Consider the following 17,100-nt stretch of genomic DNA (forward strand, 5'->3'; position numbering starts at 1 on the left):
CCCTCCCGGATCTACGCACATCAGGAGGAGGATAGGCCAGGACCACGCGGGTGGCCTTGATCCGGATCAGGCCAGACGTCCGATCGGGTCAGGTTCCGTCGGTGCCCAGACCAGGATCGGTGACCTCGGGATAGTCATAGCCCGTCGCCGGATCATCCAGGATGAAGTCGAAATAATAGCCTTCATCGCCGTAGTGCTGGAACTCGTCCTCCGGTGCGGGCATCTGGTTGCGCACCAGGTCATTCTCAAGCCGGCGCAGGTAGGCGATCAACCGCGGCAGTGGCGGGCGGTTGCGCTCGATATAGCGCTTGGCCTTGCGCATCGCCTCCTGCTTCTCCCAGGTTGGGACCGCGTCGAGCGGATTGTGGAAGGACGGCCCGCGTGCCGCCCCCTGCCCCTGGGTCGAGACGACCGCGCCCCTGGGATCGGCCCATCGCGGGCCGCCCAGCCAGACCGCCGCGAACATGATCTTGGCACGGATCTCTGGCGTACCGCCGACGATCAGCCCGTCATAGAACATGACGTGCACGTCTTCCCATTTCGCGCGGTGAAACATCGGCCCGCGTTCGTTTCCGACACCGCAATAGGCGTCATGCACGGCCGCGGCATTGATGTATTCGGGAGAGGTCGGATCGCCGACGATGCTGATGAAGATCTTGGGGATCGACGCACCATCCGTCAGTGTCCGCGGCGGAGCGTTCCAGGATTTTCCATGTGCATCGACGAAGTTCAGCGGATCGGCGGTTGGGAAGAACTTGTACGGGCGCCGCGGCAGCTCAACCGGCTCGTCGAGGACCCGCAGCGGCGACTGGCTGAAACTGCAGCCCCCCTGCGGTTGGGTCAGGCAGGAAATCTCGGGCGCCTCGGCGCGGCTGCTCTGGGCGATGTAGGTTGTCGGGTCGCATCCCGCCACGGCGAGGACACAGGCCGACAGAAGGGCAAGTTTGCGCATGGTCTATCCATTGGATCAAATACGATGGCGCGAACCTACGAGAGTCGTCCATCCCGATCAAGCGGTGCCTGACCCAGATCAAGGATTTCGCATGCGGTTCCGGATATGTGTCGCGAAATCAAGCACGTCCGGAGGGTTTCATGTTTCGTCTTGCCAGTCTTCTCTATTCCCTGATTTCAACCTCCCTGGCGGGGACCTTCATCATTGTCGCGCTGGTTTCAGGGCAAGACACGCTCTACCCGATTGTCGTAGCCGCCATCGCCGGGTTCGTGGTCGCCGCGCCGGTGTCCTGGCTGGTGGCCCGTCAGCTCTACAACTGATCCAACAGACCCTCTGCGCAGCGCTCGATCAGGTCCAGAGTCCCGTCGAAGTCACGCGTGTAATAGGGATCGGGCACCTCGTCGGTGCCAAGCGACGGGGCATAGTCCGTCATCAGTCGCAGCTCTGCCCCGCCCGTTGCCGGCGCCATGACGCGCAGATCCCGAAGGTTCTGCCCGTCCATCGCAACGATCAGGTCGAAACGCGCAAAATCGCGCGCCGTGACCTGCCGCGCACGCAGAGCCGACAGGTCATATCCCCGCTGATGCGCCGCCTGTTGCATCGCCGCATAGGGTGGCTCTCCGATGTGCCAGCGCCCGGTCCCTGCGCTGTCCAGGTCCACCGCCATGCCGCGCGCCTCTGCAAGCGTCCGGACCACCGCCTCGGCAGAAGGGGAGCGGCAGATGTTGCCGAGGCAGACAAAGAGGATACGATGGGCCATGTCACGGTCCTAGCGAGCCGTGGGGAACAGGGCAAGGACCGAGGATATGACTGGCAAGATCGTCATCCTGACCGGCGCCGGGCTTTCGGCGGAGAGCGGGCTGGGTACCTTCCGCGACGAAGACGGCCTCTGGGCGAAACACAAGATCGAGGACGTGGCGACCCCCGAAGGCTTTGCCCGCAACCCTTCCCTTGTCCACGATTTCTACAACGCCCGACGCCGCCAATCCGCAGGTGCCGCGCCGAATGCCGCCCACGAAGCGCTGGCCCGCCTGCAACAGTATTGGCCTGGCGAGGTGATTCTTGTGACGCAGAACGTCGATGGGCTGCATGAAAGCGCTGGCGGCGAAGCGGTCCATATGCACGGTACGCTGGCCGGGGCGCTTTGCGCGGCCTGCGGTCACCGCTGGACCGCACCAGAGACGATGCTGCCCGAGGACCCCTGCCCCGCCTGTGCCGCCCCCGCGACGCGACCGGACGTGGTCTGGTTCGGAGAGATCCCCTATCACATGGACGAGATCGCAGAGCATTTGCAGGACTGTGCGATATTCGCCGCTATCGGAACCTCTGGACAGGTCTATCCGGCGGCAGGTTTCGTCGTCGAAGCCGCGCTCGCCGGGGCGGAAACCGTGGAACTGAACCTGGAACGGACCGAGGTGTCACGGGCCTTTACCAGGCACTGCATGGGCAAGGCGACAGAGGTCGTCCCCCCTTGGGTGGACAGTCTGCTGGCCCGGCAGGTGTAGGGCAGGCCCACAAGGCCTGCCCAATCACATCTTCAGTTGCTGGCGCCCATGCCGGCGCCGTGGCCCATACCGTGGCCCATGCCTTGCATCGGCTGGCGTTCAAGATCGACGGGAATTTCGACGACCATGTCGCCCGCCTTTTCAAAGGTCAGCGTCACGGTAACCGTCTGACCTTGTTCCATCGGACCTTTCAGCCCCATGAACATGACGTGATCGCCACCGCGTTGCAGCATGTGCGCACCACCCGCGGGCACGGGAAAGCCTTCCTCGACTTCCATCATGCGCATGACGCCTTCGCCCATATCCTTGTGCGTGTGCAGTTCGACCCGCACGGCGATGTCGGACTTTGCGGCAATCAGCCGGTCGTCCTCCGCGCCGGTGTTCTCGATCATCATGAAGGCGGCCCCGGCTTTGGCCAGCGGTCCGGAACTGCGGGCGTAGGCGTCCTTGACGACGATTTCGGCAAAGGCAGGCGTGGCAAGGGCCAGCGCGCAGGCGCCGGCAAAGAGGGTTTTCAGGGTCATTTCAATATCCTCGGTATTCTCTGTCAGTGATGTGGTCTGTCAGTCAGAGAATACGCGGAGGTCCCCGGGCCCGGGCTTGAGCCTTTGCCTGCTCGGCCAGAATCGTCTCTGGCTGCTCCCAATCCACGGTGCGCCAGGTCAGCGCCAGGGCAAGCGGGAGCGCGATGGCGCCTGTCTCTACGAAAAGAACAGTTGCCGCGTCGGGGCAGATATGGGGCGGCTCGACTGGCTGGCCCTCATCGTCCACGAGCACGGTCACGACGGTCAGACCGCGACAGATCACGATTCTGCCTGCAGGGTCCGCCTGCCCGCGCGCATAGGCGGCTGACAGGCCCGTGAGGGCCAGCACCATCGCCAGCAAGACGCCTATGAAGGGCCGGAGTTTCAGCATCGCTTCAACGATATAGACCCCCTGTCCGGGCGCCCCAAAGCGACAAAAGGAAACAGCCCCGCGGCCGGGGCCACGGGGCTGTCTTCACTGTCCCTCAGGAAAGCTTCAGGCTTCGGCCTGTGCCTTCATGATCTCTTTTTTGACCTTCAGGGCGCGATCCGAAAGCTCGACATCTTTCGCCTTGGCCAGGAACTTGTCCAGGCCGCCACGGTGGTCGACCGAACGCAGCGCGTGCGCCGTGATGCGCAGCTTGATGCCGCGGCCCAGAGTCTCGGACTGCAGGGTCACGTCGTTCAGGTTCGGGAGATAACGCCGTTTGGTCTTGTTGTTGGCGTGGCTCACATTGTTGCCCACCATCGGGCCCTTGCCGGTCAGTTCGCAGACACGCGACATCGCTTCGTCCTCATCCACTGGTGGCAAGGCCTCTGCCCCGCCGGTCTCATCCTTGCAGCGTACCCCGGTTCAAACGAATCGAAGACCCTGCCAATATCAAAGGGCGCCGCCCGTTTTGGTTATTCGGGGGGCGCCCGGAATCTGGTCTGACGGTGCATATGCAGATGCGCGGGTTTCGTCAAGTCCCTGTTGCAAGGCTTTCGTCCCGCGGCCTGCATGGCAGCCTCATCCCATCTGAAGGTAGTCGCGCAACAGCTCCTCTGCTGCCGCCGAAGGCGTCAGCCCGCCTGCCTCGACGTCGCGCGCAAGTGCCTCCATCGCCCCCTTGACCGGCTCCCGCTTCAGCCGTGCCAGCAGGCGCTCACGGACTTCAGCTTCGAACCAGAAGCGCGCCTGTTCGGCGCGACGGCCCGCGAAATGCCCGGTCTCACGCCGCCAATCGGCGAGGGACTGCATCTCTTCCCAGGCCGTCAGCAGACCCGAATCCTCCAGCGCCGAAACGGTCATCGCCTTCGGAAAGCCCTCCGGGTCCTGCGGACGCTTGCGCAACAGGCGCAGTGCCCCGGCATAGTCCGCGCAGGTCCGCACGGCGGTGGTCTTGAGCGCCCCGTCCGCCTTGTTGACCAGCAGGATGTCGGCCATCTCCATGATGCCGCGCTTGACCCCCTGCAACTCGTCACCACCGGCAGGTGCCAGCAGCAGCAAGAACAGGTCGGACATTTCCGCCACCATCGTCTCGGACTGGCCGACGCCCACCGTCTCGATCAGCACCACGTCGAATCCCGCCGCCTCGCAGAGGTCGATCGCTTCGCGCGTGCGCCGCGCGACCCCGCCCAGCTGCGATTGCGACGGCGAGGGTCGGATAAAAGCGTTCTTGTCCCGGCTCAGCCGTTCCATCCGTGTCTTGTCCCCCAGGATCGACCCGCCCGAACGCGCCGAACTGGGATCCACGGCCAGCACGGCGACCTTGAGTCCCTGCGCCGTCAGCATCATGCCGAAGGCCTCAATGAAGGTGGATTTGCCGACGCCCGGCGTACCCGACAGGCCGACGCGCAGCGCCTCGCGGCCATGCCCCTTCAACGCTTCAAGCAAGGAAAGCGCCTGCGCGCGGTGATCCGCCCGCCCGCTTTCCACCAGCGTGATGGCACGCGCCAGGGCACGCCGTTCGCCCGCCAGGATGCGGGTCTTGAGATCCTCGATATCCATGTGCCCATTTCCCGCGCCCGCGTGGAAAAGTCCAGAGCCGCGACGTCGCTGTCAGACCTCTCCCCAGGCGCCCACTTTCCAAGCGCCCCGTGGTCGCTCATAACGCGCCCATGACCAGACTGCCCATCGAAGACGCTCTGCCTGGGCTGATCTCTGCCCTCCGTGATCGCTCCCGCGCGGTGCTGCAAGCGCCCCCCGGCGCGGGCAAGACGACGCGCGTGCCTCTGGCGATGCTTGAGGCCGGCCTGACATCCGGCAAGATCGTCATGCTGGAACCCCGCCGCCTTGCCGCGCGGGCCGCTGCACAACGGCTGGCGGAGCAACTGGGTGAGGACCCCGGCCAGACCGTCGGCTATCGCATCCGTGGCGAATCGAAGGCCTCGAAGTCAACCCGGATCGAGGTTGTGACCGAAGGCATCCTGACCCGCATGATCCAGTCCGATCCGGAGTTGTCCGGGATCGGTGCGGTGCTCTTCGACGAATTCCACGAAAGATCCCTGAACGCCGACCTCGGGCTGGCGCTCTGCCTGGAAATCGCCGATGCCCTGCGCGATGACCTGATCCTTCTGGCCATGTCCGCGACGCTGGACGCCCAGCCCGTGGCCGACCTGATGCAGGCGCCCATCGTGACCTCCGAGGGACGCAGCTTTCCGGTCGACACCCGCTGGCTGCCGCACCCCCTGCCCAAGCGGCATAGATTCGACCAAGCCCTCGCCGACCTGATCCTTCAGGCCCATGACGAGACAGAGGGGGGTATCCTGGCCTTCCTTCCCGGAGAGGGCGAGATCCGCCGGACCGAGGCCCTGCTGAAATCACGCCTGCCAAAGGACACGCTTCTGCGACCGCTCTTCGGCGCGATGGATCTTGCCGCGCAGCGTGCCGCCATCCGCCCGGAACGGTCGGGTCGCAAGCTGGTTCTGGCGACCTCAATCGCCGAAACCTCGCTGACGATCGAAGACATTCGCGTGGTCGTGGACGGCGGCAAGGCCCGCCGGGCGCGCTTCGACCCCGGTTCGGGCATGTCCCGGCTGGTCACCGAACGTGTCACGCGCGCCGAGGCGACCCAGCGCGCCGGGCGCGCAGGCCGCGTCGCGCCCGGGATTGCCTACCGACTCTGGACCAAAGGTGAGGAAGGCGGGCTAAGACCCTATCCACCCGCGGAAATCGAGGCCGCGGACCTGGCGGGTCTGGCGCTGGAAATCGCGCTCTGGGGTGCCGATCCGGCGGAAATGCCATTTCTCATGCCCCCACCCGAAGGCGCGTTCGCCGAAGCCCAGTCCCTGCTCAGATTCCTCGGCGCGCTGGACGACGAAAACCGGATCACCGCGCACGGCAGGATCTTATCCACATTGCCACTTCACCCTCGGCTTGCACATATGATGACTCTGGGGGGTGCAAAGGCGGCAAATCTGGCTGCACTCTTATCTGATCGCGATCCGCTCACATCTGCATCCACAGACCTCGCCCTGCGGCTCGATGCGCTGCGCGATCCGCGCGGATTTTCCGAGCGCAGGCCCGAGCAGATCAATCGTGGCGCCCTGGACCGCATCCGCGCAGAGGCGAAACGCCTCTCGCAAAGCATCAGGAAGCGCGACAAACCTTCTGAAAAGGCGCAGGATTTCAGTGACGCCGAAATGGCCGCCCTGGCCTATCCCGATCGCATCGGTCTGCGCCGCAAGGGCGAGGCTGCCCGTTTCCAGCTGTCCGGCGGCAAGGGCGCGGTGATGGAGGATCACGACCCGCTGGCAGGCGAGCGACTGATCGTCGTCACCGATACGGACGGCAACCCGCGCGAGGCGCGCATTCGCCAAGCCATCGCGATCTCCCTGGCCGAGGTGCGCGCACTCTTTGCCGACCGGATCGCGTGGCACGACCTCTGCGAATGGTCGAGGCGCGACCGCCGTGTCATCGCCCGCCAGCAGGAACGGCTGGGGGCCATCGCGCTGGATGACCGCATCTGGAAGGACGCCCCGGAGGAGGCCGTGGCCCGCGCCATGCTGGACGGGGTGCGAGACCTGGGGATCACGCTGTCAGATGCCGCCCGACGGTTTACTGCCCGCGTGACCCTCGCCCGCGAAGCCGGGCAGGACCTGCCCGACATGTCCCCCGAGGCGCTGATGGAAACGCTCGAAGACTGGCTCTTGCCCTTCCTGGGCGGCGTCCGCACCGCCGCCGACTGGAAACGCTTTGACTTGCTGCCGGCCCTGCGTGCGCGGCTGGACTGGACCCAGACACAGGCGCTGGACGCAGGCATTCCGGCGCATTTCACCACGCCGCTGGGGCGCAAGGTGCCGATCGATTATTCAGGCGAACACCCGGAAATCCAGTTGCGCCTGCAAGAGCTCTTTGGCCAGACAGTGCATCCAATGGTCGGGCGTACCCCGCTGCGGATCACCCTACTGTCACCCGCGCAGCGTCCGGTACAGACGACGATGGACCTGCCCGGTTTCTGGTCCGGGTCCTATGCCGACGTGCGCAAGGACATGCGCGCACGCTATCCCAGGCACCCCTGGCCCGAGGACCCGACACAGGCCGACCCCACGTTGCGGGCAAAACCGCGCGGGACATGACGGGCGTGGCTGGCGGGTGGGCCGCTGACGCGCGCAGGCGCGGCAGCCGGGGCGCCGGACAGCCCCGCCTTCAGGCCCCCAGGCAATAGCGCATGATTGCCTTCTGCGCGTGCAGACGGTTTTCCGCCTCGTCCCATATCACCGAGTGCGGACCGTCCATGACCTCGGATGTCACTTCCTCTTCGCGATGCGCGGGCAGGCAGTGCATGAACAGCGCATCGGGCTTGGCCGCTTCCATCAGCTTGGCGTTGACCTGGTAGGGACGCAGCATGTTGTGGCGCCGTTCCTTGGCGCTCTGCGCGTCGTGCATCGACACCCAGGTATCGGCGACGATCAGGTCTGCGCCTTCGACCGCACGCATCGGGTCGCGCTCGATGGTGATCGTCGCGCCCTCGTTGCGCGCCCAGCCGACAAACTCCATTTCCGGATCCAGCTGAACCGGGCCGGAAAAGGTCAGGTCGAACCCGAATTGACCGGCGGCGTGCAGGAAAGAGGCACAGACGTTGTTGCCATCGCCGCACCAGACCACCTTCTTGCCCGCGATCGGGCCGCGATGCTCTTCGAAGGTCTGCACATCCGCCATGATCTGGCAGGGATGCGTGCGGTCGGTCAGCCCGTTAATGACTGGCACGCTGGCGTATTCCGCCATCTCTTCCAACACGGATTCATCGAAGGTCCGGATCATGATCAGATCGACATAGCGCGACAGAACGCGGGCAGTGTCGGCGATGGTCTCGCCGTGGCCCAGCTGCATCTCGTTGCCCGAAAGCACCATGCTCTGCCCGCCCATCTGGCGCACACCCACGTCAAAGGAGACGCGCGTCCGGGTCGAGGGTTTCTCGAAGATCAGCGCCACCATCCGTCCGGCCAGCGGCTGATCGTCGTCGGGGGCGGCCTTGGGCCTTCCGTTGCGGGCGGATTTCATCGACTTGGCCTGGTCGATGATTGACCGCAAGGCGGCCTTGTCGGTTTTGTGGATATCCAGGAAATGGTTCATGTCATTGTTCTTCTTGCAAGCCGGGGGCGCGATGGGCGCCACCCCCGATGTCCCTTTCGGCCAAAGGCCGGTTTCAGGCAGAGGCCTTGGTAACGGCAGAGGCCGCGGCGTCGAGCCGTTTCAGCGCCTCGCCGATTTCGTCCTCGGTGATGTTCAGTGGCGGCAGCAGGCGCACGATATTGTCCGCGGCCGGCACGGTGATGACCTCGGCGTCATATCCCGCCTTGACCACGTCCAGGTTTGTCACCTTGCATTTCAAGCCCAGCATCAGACCACTGCCGCGCACGCCCTCGAAGACATCCGGATGCGCCGCAACCAAGCCTTCGAGCTTTTGCCGCAGCAGCCCCGCCCGGGCACGTACCCCGTCAAGGAATTCCGGATCAGAGACGATGTCCATCACGGTCTTGCCCACGGCACAGCCCAGCGGGTTGCCGCCATAGGTCGAGCCGTGCGTGCCCGCGGTCATGCCGCAGGCGGCCTCTTCCTTGGCCAGCACGGCCCCCAGCGGAAAGCCACCGCCGATGCCCTTGGCGACCATCATGATGTCCGGTTCCACCCCCGACCATTCATGCGCGAACAGCCGTCCGGTCCGGCCGACACCGCATTGCACCTCGTCGAGGATCAGCAGGATGCCTTTTTCGTCGCACAACGCGCGCAGCCCCTTCAGGCACTGGTCGGGCAGGACGCGAATGCCGCCCTCGCCCTGCACCGGCTCGATCAGGATCGCGCCCACGGTCTCGTCGATGGCGGCGTGCAATGCGTCGTGATCGCCCCACGGCAGGGTCTTGAATCCGCCCAGCACCGGGCCGAACCCCTTGACCATCTTTTCCGACCCAGAGGCGGCGATAGCGGCGGAGGAGCGCCCGTGAAAACAGCCCTCGAAGGTCAGGATCGTGGTCTTTTCCGGCTGGCCCTTCTCGTACCAGTTTTTCCGCGCCATCTTGACCGCCAGTTCGCAGGCCTCGGTGCCCGAATTGGTGAAAAACACCGTATCGGCAAAGCTGGTTTCCACCAACTTGTCGGCCAGCGCCTGCTGGTTCGGGATCTCGTAGAGGTTCGAGACATGCCAGAGCTTGCCCGCCTGGTCGGTCAGCGCCTTGACCAGGTCGGGGTTGGCATGGCCCAGCGCGTTGACGGCGATGCCGCTGCCAAGGTCCAGGAATCGGCGCCCGTCTTCCTCTGTCAGCCAGCAGCCCTCGCCCTTCACGAAATGCAGGGGCGCGCGGTTGTAGGTGGGCAGAACGGAGGGGATCATGTCGCAGTCCTCGAAAGTGTGGAAGCCCGATTGGTGGCAAGGCCCGGGGGCCAAGTCAAGAAGGGCCATGTTTTGAAGGGAGAAAAGACGCAGGACGTCACGCCCTGTCAGGGCGCGGGGAACAGTGAGCTCAGACTCGTCGTGTTCGGATCGCGTGCATCATGCTGCGCAGATAGACGGATCGCCGAAGAAAGAAAAGCGATAAAACGCAGGCACCTCAGTCCAGCCGCCGCAGGCCGGGACGCGGCGGGGCGCTGTGCGGCAGGCGGATACCGCTGGCCAGCCCCAACCAATCCAGCGCCTGAATAAGGCGAAAGCCCGGATCCGACTGCCCCGGAAGGACACCCAGCCGAGCGGAATGCGGAAAGGCGTGGTGATTGCAGTGCCAGTTCTCGCCGAAGGTGATCGGGCCAAGACCCGGCAGGTTGTACCCCTGCACCGGCAGTCCGTCGATGGTCCAGTCCTGCTGCCCGCCCTTGTGAGCCGCGTGGCCGATGGCCCAATGTCCGGTCAGCGAGACCACGATCCGCAGCGACACCCCCCAAAGCACCCAGCCCCAGCCGCCCAAGGCAAACAGAGCCAGCGCAACGGGCAGTTGTTGCGCCCACCACAGGCGTTCCATCCAGCGATAGACCGGGTCCTGCGCAATCTCGGGTTCGATCTCGAAAACCGGCGGATGGTCGAGGCGGAATTCGCAGTGCATCTGCCACCAGGCGTCTTTCAGAGGCCCGGCGCCGTGTGACGGATGCGGTGGGCAGTTGGCCTGTCGCTGGTGCCAGTCCCGCATGTCATGGGCACGTATCATGCCGAAAGGCCCTGCCATGCCGACGAGGACACCCAACCAGACAAGCAGGTATTCCACAGGCTTTGAGGTCTCGAAACTGCGATGGATCAACAAGCGGTGCATACCGACGGAGTGGCCGGCGCAAATGGTGATCCCCGTCAGCACCAGGAACACGGCCAGACCACTCCACGACGGGAAAGCCGTGACCGCCAGAACACCGCTTAGGGCATGTGCAAACCACCAGACGCTTTTGCCCGGCGCCCAGTGGATACGGCCCGCCCAAGGGTCAGTGCCCGGAAGGGGCCTTACCCGCTCGCTCGCGACAACCTCGACACTCGGGGCCGGGCTTGCGCCCACGGCCGGGCCCTGCGTGGCATGGAACATGGCAACCTGCACTTTCTGATGTGTCTGCCTCAGGATCGGCCCCGGCCTGTGTTCAAGGCAAGTCCGGGATTCCTCCGAACGCCGGTCCGGACCATCGGGACGAAGGGGAAACCCCGAGGCATTGCGGACGGCATTGCGCGCCACGGCCCGCGCGGCTAGCGTCATCGTCATGACAGCGCCTCTCATCGACAACCTGCAGTACTGCAACTTCTCGGAAAAGGTCTTTCGCCAGCTTCGCGCCGGCGGGGTGGACGCGATCCATGTGACCATTGCCTACCACGAGAGTTTCCGCGAGATGGTGCTGAACCTCGAACGCTGGAACCGCTGGTTCGAACGCTTCCCCGATCTCATCATGCGCGGCACCGAGGCGGCGCATGTACGCGCGGCGCAGGAGGCTGGCCGCACCGCCGTCTTCTTCGGCTTTCAGAACCCCTCGCCCATCGAGGACGACATCGGTCTCGTCGAGATTGCGCACCAGCTGGGCGTGCGCTTCATGCAACTGACCTACAACAACCAGTCCCTGCTGGCGACGGGCTGTTACGAGGAAGAGGACACCGGCCTGACCCGCATGGGCCGCGCCGTGGTGGCAGAGATGAACCGCGTCGGTCTGGTCATCGACATGAGCCATTCCGCCGAACGCTCGACACTGGAGGCGATCGACCAGTCCACCCGCCCCATCGCCATCACCCATGCCAATCCCGACTGGTGGCACCCTGCCCTGCGCAACAAGTCGGACGCGGTGCTGCGCGCGCTGACAAACTCCGGTGGAATGCTGGGGTTTTCCCTGTACCCACATCACCTGGCGGGCGGCACGAACTGTTCGCTCACTGGGTTCTGCGAAATGGTGGCAGAGGCCGCCGACCGCTACGGGGCGGAAAACCTCGGGATGGGCAGCGACCTGTGCCAGGACCAGCCGGACAGCGTGGTCGAATGGATGCGCGTAGGCCGCTGGACCAAGGACATGGACTTCGGCGAAGGCTCTGCCTCGGCGCCCGGGTTCCCGCCCATGCCGGACTGGTTCCAGGACAATCGCGACTGGGACAATATCCGCGACGGGCTGCGAGAGATCGGCTTTTCACGGGTCGAGACCGATGGCATCCTGGGCGGCAATTGGCTGCGTTTCTACGAGACGAGCTTTGGCCCCGCCTGACCCGGCCTGAAAGGACCCCCCATGAAAGCCATGCTCTACGAGGCCTTCGGCGCCGCGCCGAAGATCACCACCCTCCCCGATCCCGCGCCTGCACGGGGCGGCGTCGTGCTGAAGGTCGAGGCGACGGGCCTTTGCCGCAGCGACTGGCACGGATGGATGGGCCACGACCCGGACATCGCGCTGCCGCATGTGCCCGGGCATGAACTGGCCGGCACCGTCGCGGCGGTTGGTGACGGCGTCACGCGCTGGTCCGAGGGCGACCGCGTGACCGTTCCTTTCATCTGCTCTTGCGGCACCTGCCCTGAATGTCACGCGGGGCATCAGCAGGTTTGCGACAACCAGTTTCAACCCGGCTTCACCCATTGGGGCAGCTATGCCGAATTCGTCGCGCTGCCTCAGGCGGACCTGAACCTTGTCGGGCTGCCGCCTGACATGGGGTTCGATACCGCGGCCAGCCTCGGCTGCCGGTTTGCCACCAGTTTCCGCGCCGTGGTCGACCAGGGGCGGGTCTCCGGCGGCGAATGGGTCGCCGTACATGGCTGCGGCGGCGTTGGCCTGTCTGCCATCATGATCGCGCGGGCGATGGGCGCGCGGGTCCTGGCGGTGGACATCGACGCGGACAAGCTGGACATGGCGCGCAGCATGGGCGCCACGGCGGTCGTGGACGCGCGCGCCGGGAACGTGCCAGAGGCAGTGCGCGACCTGACGCGGGGTGGCGCGCACCTGTCGATCGACGCCCTTGGCCACCCCGAGACCTGTGCGAACTCGATCCTCAGCCTGCGCAAGCGCGGCCGCCATGTGCAGGTCGGCCTGCTGCTGGGCGACCAGAGCCGTCCGCCCCTGCCGATGGATCGCGTGATCGGCTGGGAACTGGAAATCCTCGGCAGCCACGGTATGCAGGCGCACCGTTATGGTGCCATGCTGGACATGATCGCCAGCGGCGCCCTGTCCCCAGACCAGTTGGTCGGCGACCGGATCAGCCTTGAAGAGGCGGCGCCTGCGTTGATGGACATGGACAGTTTTCAGGCGCGCGGCGCGACGGTCATCACCCGGTTCTGACCTCAGCCGCGCAATTCTTCGCGCACCTGCATCAGGATTTCGCCCAGCCGGTTCAGCCCCTGCCCGTCCGGGCCGCAGCCCCAGTAGGCATCCATCGGCGCGTTTTCGACGATCTGCGCGTCCCCCGTGGACAAGAGCAGGTCGCGCGGCCCCCGGTGCAGGGTGAACTTGTCAAAGACGGCCTCCATCATGATCCCGTCCTTGACTTCTTCCCAATCACTGCGGATCGGGATGTCACGGGTCATGCCCAGCGCCTTGGCCTGCTTCGGGCGCGAACACATGCGGATGCGTTCCCGGTGGGTGATGTCGTGGAACTTCATCGCCTGAAAATAATGTTCGACCGTGCGCCACCACAGGCCCTCCTTGTCCACGCCAAAGGGCGCGAAGTTCGAGAACTCTCCGTAAGGGTCGGTCTGGGCGTAGAAATAGATCGTGTCGGTCATGGCGCCAGAAACCCCGGAAGCGCCCGCAGTGCCAGTCCGGTATTCCCGACGTACATTCAGCCCCCCTGCGCGGCGATGGCGCCCAGGAAGATCGCCGCGCCGATCCCGATCAACTCGTCGGGAAAATCATAGTCGGGATTGTGCAGCGCCGGAGCCTCTTGCCCGGCCCCCAGAAAAAACATGGCAGAGGGCATCACGCTGCCGAACAGCCCGAAATCCTCGGAGGCACGCATGGGCACGGCGGCATCCTTGCGCGGCAGTCCTTCGACCGCGCGTTCCAGCAGGGCCACCGCCTCGGGCGCGTTCACGCAATGGCCAAAGGCCTCGTGCACCGTGATCTCCGTGCCAAAGCCCCGCGCCGCACCGGCGATCATGCCCCGTGCCTCGGCCTCAAGATCCGCCATCTGGTCATCCAGCAGTGTCCGCAGGGTGACATAAAGCTCGGCCTCGCCGGGCGCCACGCCGAATGCAGGCACGCCCAGCCGGGCATGGGTCACGGTGGCCAGCCGGAACCGCACGTCATCGGTCGGCAGATCACGGCTGAGCCCGGCCAGACCTGGGATCAGCGCGGCCAGCGCCACGCCGGGCGACTTGCCGGTCTCGGGCTGCGAAGCATGGGCGGTGCGCCCGCTCAAACGCACGCGCAAGCCGCGCGAGGCACAGTTGGCTGGCCCCTCTCGCAATGCCACGGCACCCAGCGGCAAGCCGGGCAGGTTGTGCAGTGAAATCGCCATCCGCGCGCCCAGCGCGGCAAAGCGCGGGTCCGCCAGCACCGCGCGCGCCCCAGCCCCAGTCTCCTCGGCAGGCTGGAATAGCAGGATCACCCGGCCCGCAGGCGAGGACCGCGACAAAACCTGCGCCACCGCGTGCAGGATCGCCATGTGACCGTCGTGACCGCAAAGATGCGCAACCCCCGGCTGTTCCGATCGCCAGGCAGGCGCGCCGGTTTCCTCGATCGGCAGCGCGTCCAGTTCGCACCGGATCACAAGCCCGTCTTGCCCGCTGCCAAAGACCGCCGCCACGCCGGTCCCCCCCAGCCCGGTGATGACCTCGGACGCGCCCAGCGCCCGCATTTCCGCGGCGATACGCACGGCGGTGGCATGTTCCGCCCCGGACAATTCCGGCGCCCGGTGCAGCGCATGGCGCAAGGCCCGCGCCCGTTGCAATACGCTTGCGTCGATCGCATCCACTGCGGACATGCCTTCCCCCTTGCCGATAGAGCAGCCTTTCACGGCGCAGGCCCCCGATGCAAGCCCGGCAGGCTCTTCCCAGCTCGCGATCTAGGTGGCACAGTCACCGCATGAAGGATCTCGTCTGCCCCTCGCCCCGGACCGGACTGCGCCCGCCGTCGCAGGTCATGCGCCTGCACCGCATGGGCGCAAGCTTTCCGACACGATTGAGCTTTCTGCGGGTTCTGACCCGACGCCTGGCCGCCGAAGGGGCGAGGCTGCGGCGCCCGGTCTGGAACATCGGTGCGGAGGGTTTTGGCCATGCGGTCTATACCATTGCACTGGGCGGGCACGACTACAGCCTTGTCGCCGTCTCGACCCATCTGCCAGACGAGATGCGCACCGACCGCGTGATCGCGACCGCCTGGGACACGGCCTATGTCCTTTATGATGGCGTGCCCGACTCCGATGAAATCGCCCGCATCTGCGCCGCCGCTCCGCAACAGGAGGCCGCCCGCTACACGGAACGGGACCTGGTCCTGTCGCGTGCCAACAAATCCGTGCGGCTGTTTTCCCACGTGATCGAACGCCTGCGCGAGGGCCGGCAACCGGATGAAGCGCTGGTCAACGAGGTCGGCTACCTGATGCGGACAACGGCGGTTTACGGGAACGGCAAGTTCGGCATCGCCGACCGGGGGCTGATCGCGGGCCGGCCGGGGATCGAAGGTCCCTTTGCCGCCGAGATGCTGACGGTCTGGATGATCCGCAGCTTTACCCACGATCTTGTCGAGCACCTGGGCGGCACGGCCCTGGATCCGGCCCTGAAACGCCACCTTGGAATCGGCAATTCCACCGGGCTGGGCATGGCGCCCTTCCTGGTCTCGCATCCCGTTTTGCTGAACAACTGGATGCAGGCGCGGGAAACCGCCCTGGCCAGGGTTCGCGCCCTGCCCACGCTGGGACGCGAAGACCGCACAAGGCTGACCACCCTGTGCGATCGCGTGGCCGCGCACCTTGTAGAATGGCAGGTGCCAGCCCCCGACCACCAGGCGCGGATCGACCTGATCCGGGCCGAATGGCCCGCAATCCGCGGCTTTGTCGAGGAGCTTCCGCAGGACTCGCCGGTCGACGCGCTGATCCGCCGGTCCGAGGCCTTTTCGGTCGACACGCAGGAGCTTTGCGTTGCGCTGGCGCTGGAACCCTTCGGAGACATCGTGGACGACCTCGCCGCGGGCATGACGGACCCGCTGACCCCGCCGGTAAACGGGTTCGACGACGCCCAATCCCTGCGCACGGCCATCGAAACGCATTTCGATTGGGTGCTGCGGCTGGATTTCGAAGAGACCGCACAGCAACGCCGCTTCTGGTACGTCTCCGAAGAAAAGCTTGAACCCAGGCTGGGCGATCGTTTCGACGACCCCGGCGCGGACCGCGAAAGCCCGCTGGACATTGCGCGGCGCGTGCAGGCGCTCTGGCATGCGCTGGACGGCGTCACGGACCTGCGCGCCTTTCGCGCCGCCCGGCCCGAGCATGAACTGGCCCTTGCCCGGGTCGCCTGCCTGGCCGCGCATCCCTATGCCGAAATCCGCGACAACCTGATCGCCGAAAGCTGTCTGCCCATCGACATGTTGCGCTGCAAGCTCGCCTTTTTCGGCGCCACCAAGTTCGATCCGAAATCCGATCGCTGGACACGCATCGCCCTTGCCCAGGGCGCCCCGCTGCCCGAGGACCTGGGGACCGCGCGGGCCGATGACTGGTGGCTTGCGGGGTTTGGCGCATGAGCTATTCCGCCAATGAAATCGCCACGCTGGCCCAGAAGGCCGCGCGCGGCGCCGGTTTTCCGCCGCACCAGGCGCAGATTTTCGGCGCCGCGACGGTGCAATTCCTGGCCAGCGGAGGCGAGGCGCAGGCCCTGCTGGACGCGCTCGCCGATCCTGATGACAGCCCGATCCTGCGCCTTCCGCTGCTGGTCGAAGACATCCAGCGCGCGGTGGACCTCGCCGGTCCTGAGATCACCCTCACCCTGCAACCGGGGGACGAGGCGCTGGCCCCGGCCTATGCCCGCCTGACCGCCCTGCACATCACGCGCACCGAGCTCGGCCAAAGCGAGGACGGCCTGCCACGGTTGTGTCTGGACACCGCCCCCGTTCAGGGCGCGGCCCCCACCCTCCCCCCGCGCATCGCGGCAGATCCGGCGCTGATAGACCGGCTGTCCACCCTCGCGGCCCTGACATATGTCCCGGCCACGGACAGCTCGCGCAGCGCCGGCGCCGGAGCGGGCGACATCGACAACGACTGACCCGGGCGCGGCTTGCCCA

The 17,100-nt window shown here is 65.8% G+C and carries 18 protein-coding genes; 7 read left to right on the forward strand and 11 right to left on the reverse strand.

Translation table 11 applies throughout. The features are described 5' to 3' along the window. Nucleotides 1–88: 88 nt before the first annotated feature. Nucleotides 89–952 carry a DUF1353 domain-containing protein gene (locus G9Q80_RS20245; protein WP_088715318.1) on the reverse strand — a complete coding sequence of 288 codons (864 nt, stop codon included), beginning with the start codon at nucleotides 950–952 and terminating at the stop codon, nucleotides 89–91. 140 nt (nucleotides 953–1,092) lie between these two features. Between G9Q80_RS20245 and G9Q80_RS20250 the strand changes: the two genes are divergently transcribed. Beyond that, nucleotides 1,093–1,272 carry a hypothetical protein gene (locus tag G9Q80_RS20250; protein WP_043136629.1) on the forward strand — a complete coding sequence of 60 codons (180 nt, stop codon included), beginning with the start codon at nucleotides 1,093–1,095 and terminating at the stop codon, nucleotides 1,270–1,272. Here G9Q80_RS20250 and G9Q80_RS20255 read toward each other — a convergent pair. After that, nucleotides 1,263–1,712 (reverse strand): low molecular weight protein-tyrosine-phosphatase, encoded by a 450-nt coding sequence (locus tag G9Q80_RS20255; RefSeq protein WP_088715317.1) that lies wholly within the window; start codon nucleotides 1,710–1,712, stop codon nucleotides 1,263–1,265. The two genes, G9Q80_RS20250 and G9Q80_RS20255, sit on opposite strands and share 10 nt — an antisense overlap. Nucleotides 1,713–1,758: 46 nt before the next feature. Between G9Q80_RS20255 and G9Q80_RS20260 the strand changes: the two genes are divergently transcribed. After that, nucleotides 1,759–2,457 carry an NAD-dependent deacylase gene (locus G9Q80_RS20260; RefSeq protein ID WP_043136622.1) on the forward strand — a complete coding sequence of 233 codons (699 nt, stop codon included), beginning with the start codon at nucleotides 1,759–1,761 and terminating at the stop codon, nucleotides 2,455–2,457. A gap of 32 nt (nucleotides 2,458–2,489) precedes the next feature. On the opposite strand, the gene G9Q80_RS20265 is transcribed toward G9Q80_RS20260, so the two are convergent. The 4 genes from G9Q80_RS20265 to meaB all read right to left on the reverse strand — a co-directional run bounded on the left by G9Q80_RS20265 (nucleotide 2,490) and on the right by meaB (nucleotide 4,971). Further along, nucleotides 2,490–2,981, reverse strand: a complete 492-nt coding sequence (locus G9Q80_RS20265; protein WP_088715316.1) for a copper chaperone PCu(A)C — start codon at nucleotides 2,979–2,981, stop codon at nucleotides 2,490–2,492. A gap of 43 nt (nucleotides 2,982–3,024) precedes the next feature. Continuing rightward, a complete protein-coding gene (locus G9Q80_RS20270) occupies nucleotides 3,025–3,372 on the reverse strand; it encodes a hypothetical protein (RefSeq protein ID WP_088715315.1) in 348 nt (115 codons plus the stop codon). Between the two features lie 105 nt (nucleotides 3,373–3,477). Then, the gene (rpmB, locus tag G9Q80_RS20275) at nucleotides 3,478–3,765 is read right to left on the reverse strand and encodes a 50S ribosomal protein L28 (protein WP_043136807.1); all 288 of its coding nucleotides are present in this window, start codon (nucleotides 3,763–3,765) and stop codon (nucleotides 3,478–3,480) included. 225 nt (nucleotides 3,766–3,990) lie between these two features. Beyond that, on the reverse strand, nucleotides 3,991–4,971 hold the full coding sequence (gene meaB / locus G9Q80_RS20280; protein ID WP_088715314.1) for a methylmalonyl Co-A mutase-associated GTPase MeaB: 981 nt from the start codon (nucleotides 4,969–4,971) through the stop codon (nucleotides 3,991–3,993). Nucleotides 4,972–5,081: 110 nt separating this feature from the next. Here meaB and hrpB point away from each other — a divergent pair, with 110 nt between their 5' ends. After that, nucleotides 5,082–7,541, forward strand: coding sequence for an ATP-dependent helicase HrpB (gene hrpB / locus G9Q80_RS20285; RefSeq protein WP_088715313.1), 2,460 nt, complete (start codon nucleotides 5,082–5,084; stop codon nucleotides 7,539–7,541). Between the two features lie 70 nt (nucleotides 7,542–7,611). On the opposite strand, the gene argF is transcribed toward hrpB, so the two are convergent. The 3 genes from argF to G9Q80_RS20300 all read right to left on the reverse strand — a co-directional run bounded on the left by argF (nucleotide 7,612) and on the right by G9Q80_RS20300 (nucleotide 11,132). Next, entirely contained in the window at nucleotides 7,612–8,538 is a 927-nt protein-coding gene (gene argF, locus G9Q80_RS20290) for an ornithine carbamoyltransferase (protein WP_043136614.1), read from the reverse strand. Between the two features lie 73 nt (nucleotides 8,539–8,611). After that, nucleotides 8,612–9,793 (reverse strand): aspartate aminotransferase family protein, encoded by a 1,182-nt coding sequence (locus G9Q80_RS20295; protein WP_088715312.1) that lies wholly within the window; start codon nucleotides 9,791–9,793, stop codon nucleotides 8,612–8,614. A gap of 217 nt (nucleotides 9,794–10,010) precedes the next feature. Then, nucleotides 10,011–11,132, reverse strand: coding sequence for an acyl-CoA desaturase (locus G9Q80_RS20300; RefSeq protein ID WP_232788210.1), 1,122 nt, complete (start codon nucleotides 11,130–11,132; stop codon nucleotides 10,011–10,013). Between G9Q80_RS20300 and G9Q80_RS20305 the strand changes: the two genes are divergently transcribed. Beyond that, nucleotides 11,131–12,111, forward strand: coding sequence for a membrane dipeptidase (locus G9Q80_RS20305; RefSeq protein ID WP_088715311.1), 981 nt, complete (start codon nucleotides 11,131–11,133; stop codon nucleotides 12,109–12,111). The genes G9Q80_RS20300 and G9Q80_RS20305 overlap by 2 nt on opposite strands. A gap of 21 nt (nucleotides 12,112–12,132) precedes the next feature. After that, nucleotides 12,133–13,170 (forward strand): zinc-dependent alcohol dehydrogenase family protein, encoded by a 1,038-nt coding sequence (locus G9Q80_RS20310; protein WP_088715310.1) that lies wholly within the window; start codon nucleotides 12,133–12,135, stop codon nucleotides 13,168–13,170. 2 nt (nucleotides 13,171–13,172) lie between these two features. Here the strand turns inward: G9Q80_RS20310 and ybiA are convergent, their stop codons facing one another. Together ybiA and G9Q80_RS20320 are read right to left on the reverse strand one after the other, a co-directional pair. Continuing rightward, nucleotides 13,173–13,613, reverse strand: coding sequence for a riboflavin biosynthesis intermediates N-glycosidase (gene ybiA / locus G9Q80_RS20315; protein WP_088715309.1), 441 nt, complete (start codon nucleotides 13,611–13,613; stop codon nucleotides 13,173–13,175). A 56-nt stretch (nucleotides 13,614–13,669) separates the two neighbouring features. Beyond that, on the reverse strand, nucleotides 13,670–14,812 hold the full coding sequence (locus G9Q80_RS20320; RefSeq protein WP_088715308.1) for an amidohydrolase: 1,143 nt from the start codon (nucleotides 14,810–14,812) through the stop codon (nucleotides 13,670–13,672). 101 nt (nucleotides 14,813–14,913) lie between these two features. Here G9Q80_RS20320 and G9Q80_RS20325 point away from each other — a divergent pair, with 101 nt between their 5' ends. Together G9Q80_RS20325 and G9Q80_RS20330 are read left to right on the forward strand one after the other, a co-directional pair. Beyond that, nucleotides 14,914–16,563 carry a hypothetical protein gene (locus G9Q80_RS20325; RefSeq protein ID WP_088715307.1) on the forward strand — a complete coding sequence of 550 codons (1,650 nt, stop codon included), beginning with the start codon at nucleotides 14,914–14,916 and terminating at the stop codon, nucleotides 16,561–16,563. Beyond that, nucleotides 16,560–17,081 carry a hypothetical protein gene (locus tag G9Q80_RS20330; RefSeq protein ID WP_088715306.1) on the forward strand — a complete coding sequence of 174 codons (522 nt, stop codon included), beginning with the start codon at nucleotides 16,560–16,562 and terminating at the stop codon, nucleotides 17,079–17,081. The genes G9Q80_RS20325 and G9Q80_RS20330 overlap by 4 nt, the downstream gene beginning before the upstream one ends. Nucleotides 17,082–17,100: the final 19 nt, after the last annotated feature.

The sequence above is a fragment of the Mameliella sp. LZ-28 genome (assembly GCF_012274245.1).
Taxonomy (GTDB): Bacteria; Pseudomonadota; Alphaproteobacteria; order Rhodobacterales; family Rhodobacteraceae; genus Antarctobacter; species Antarctobacter albus.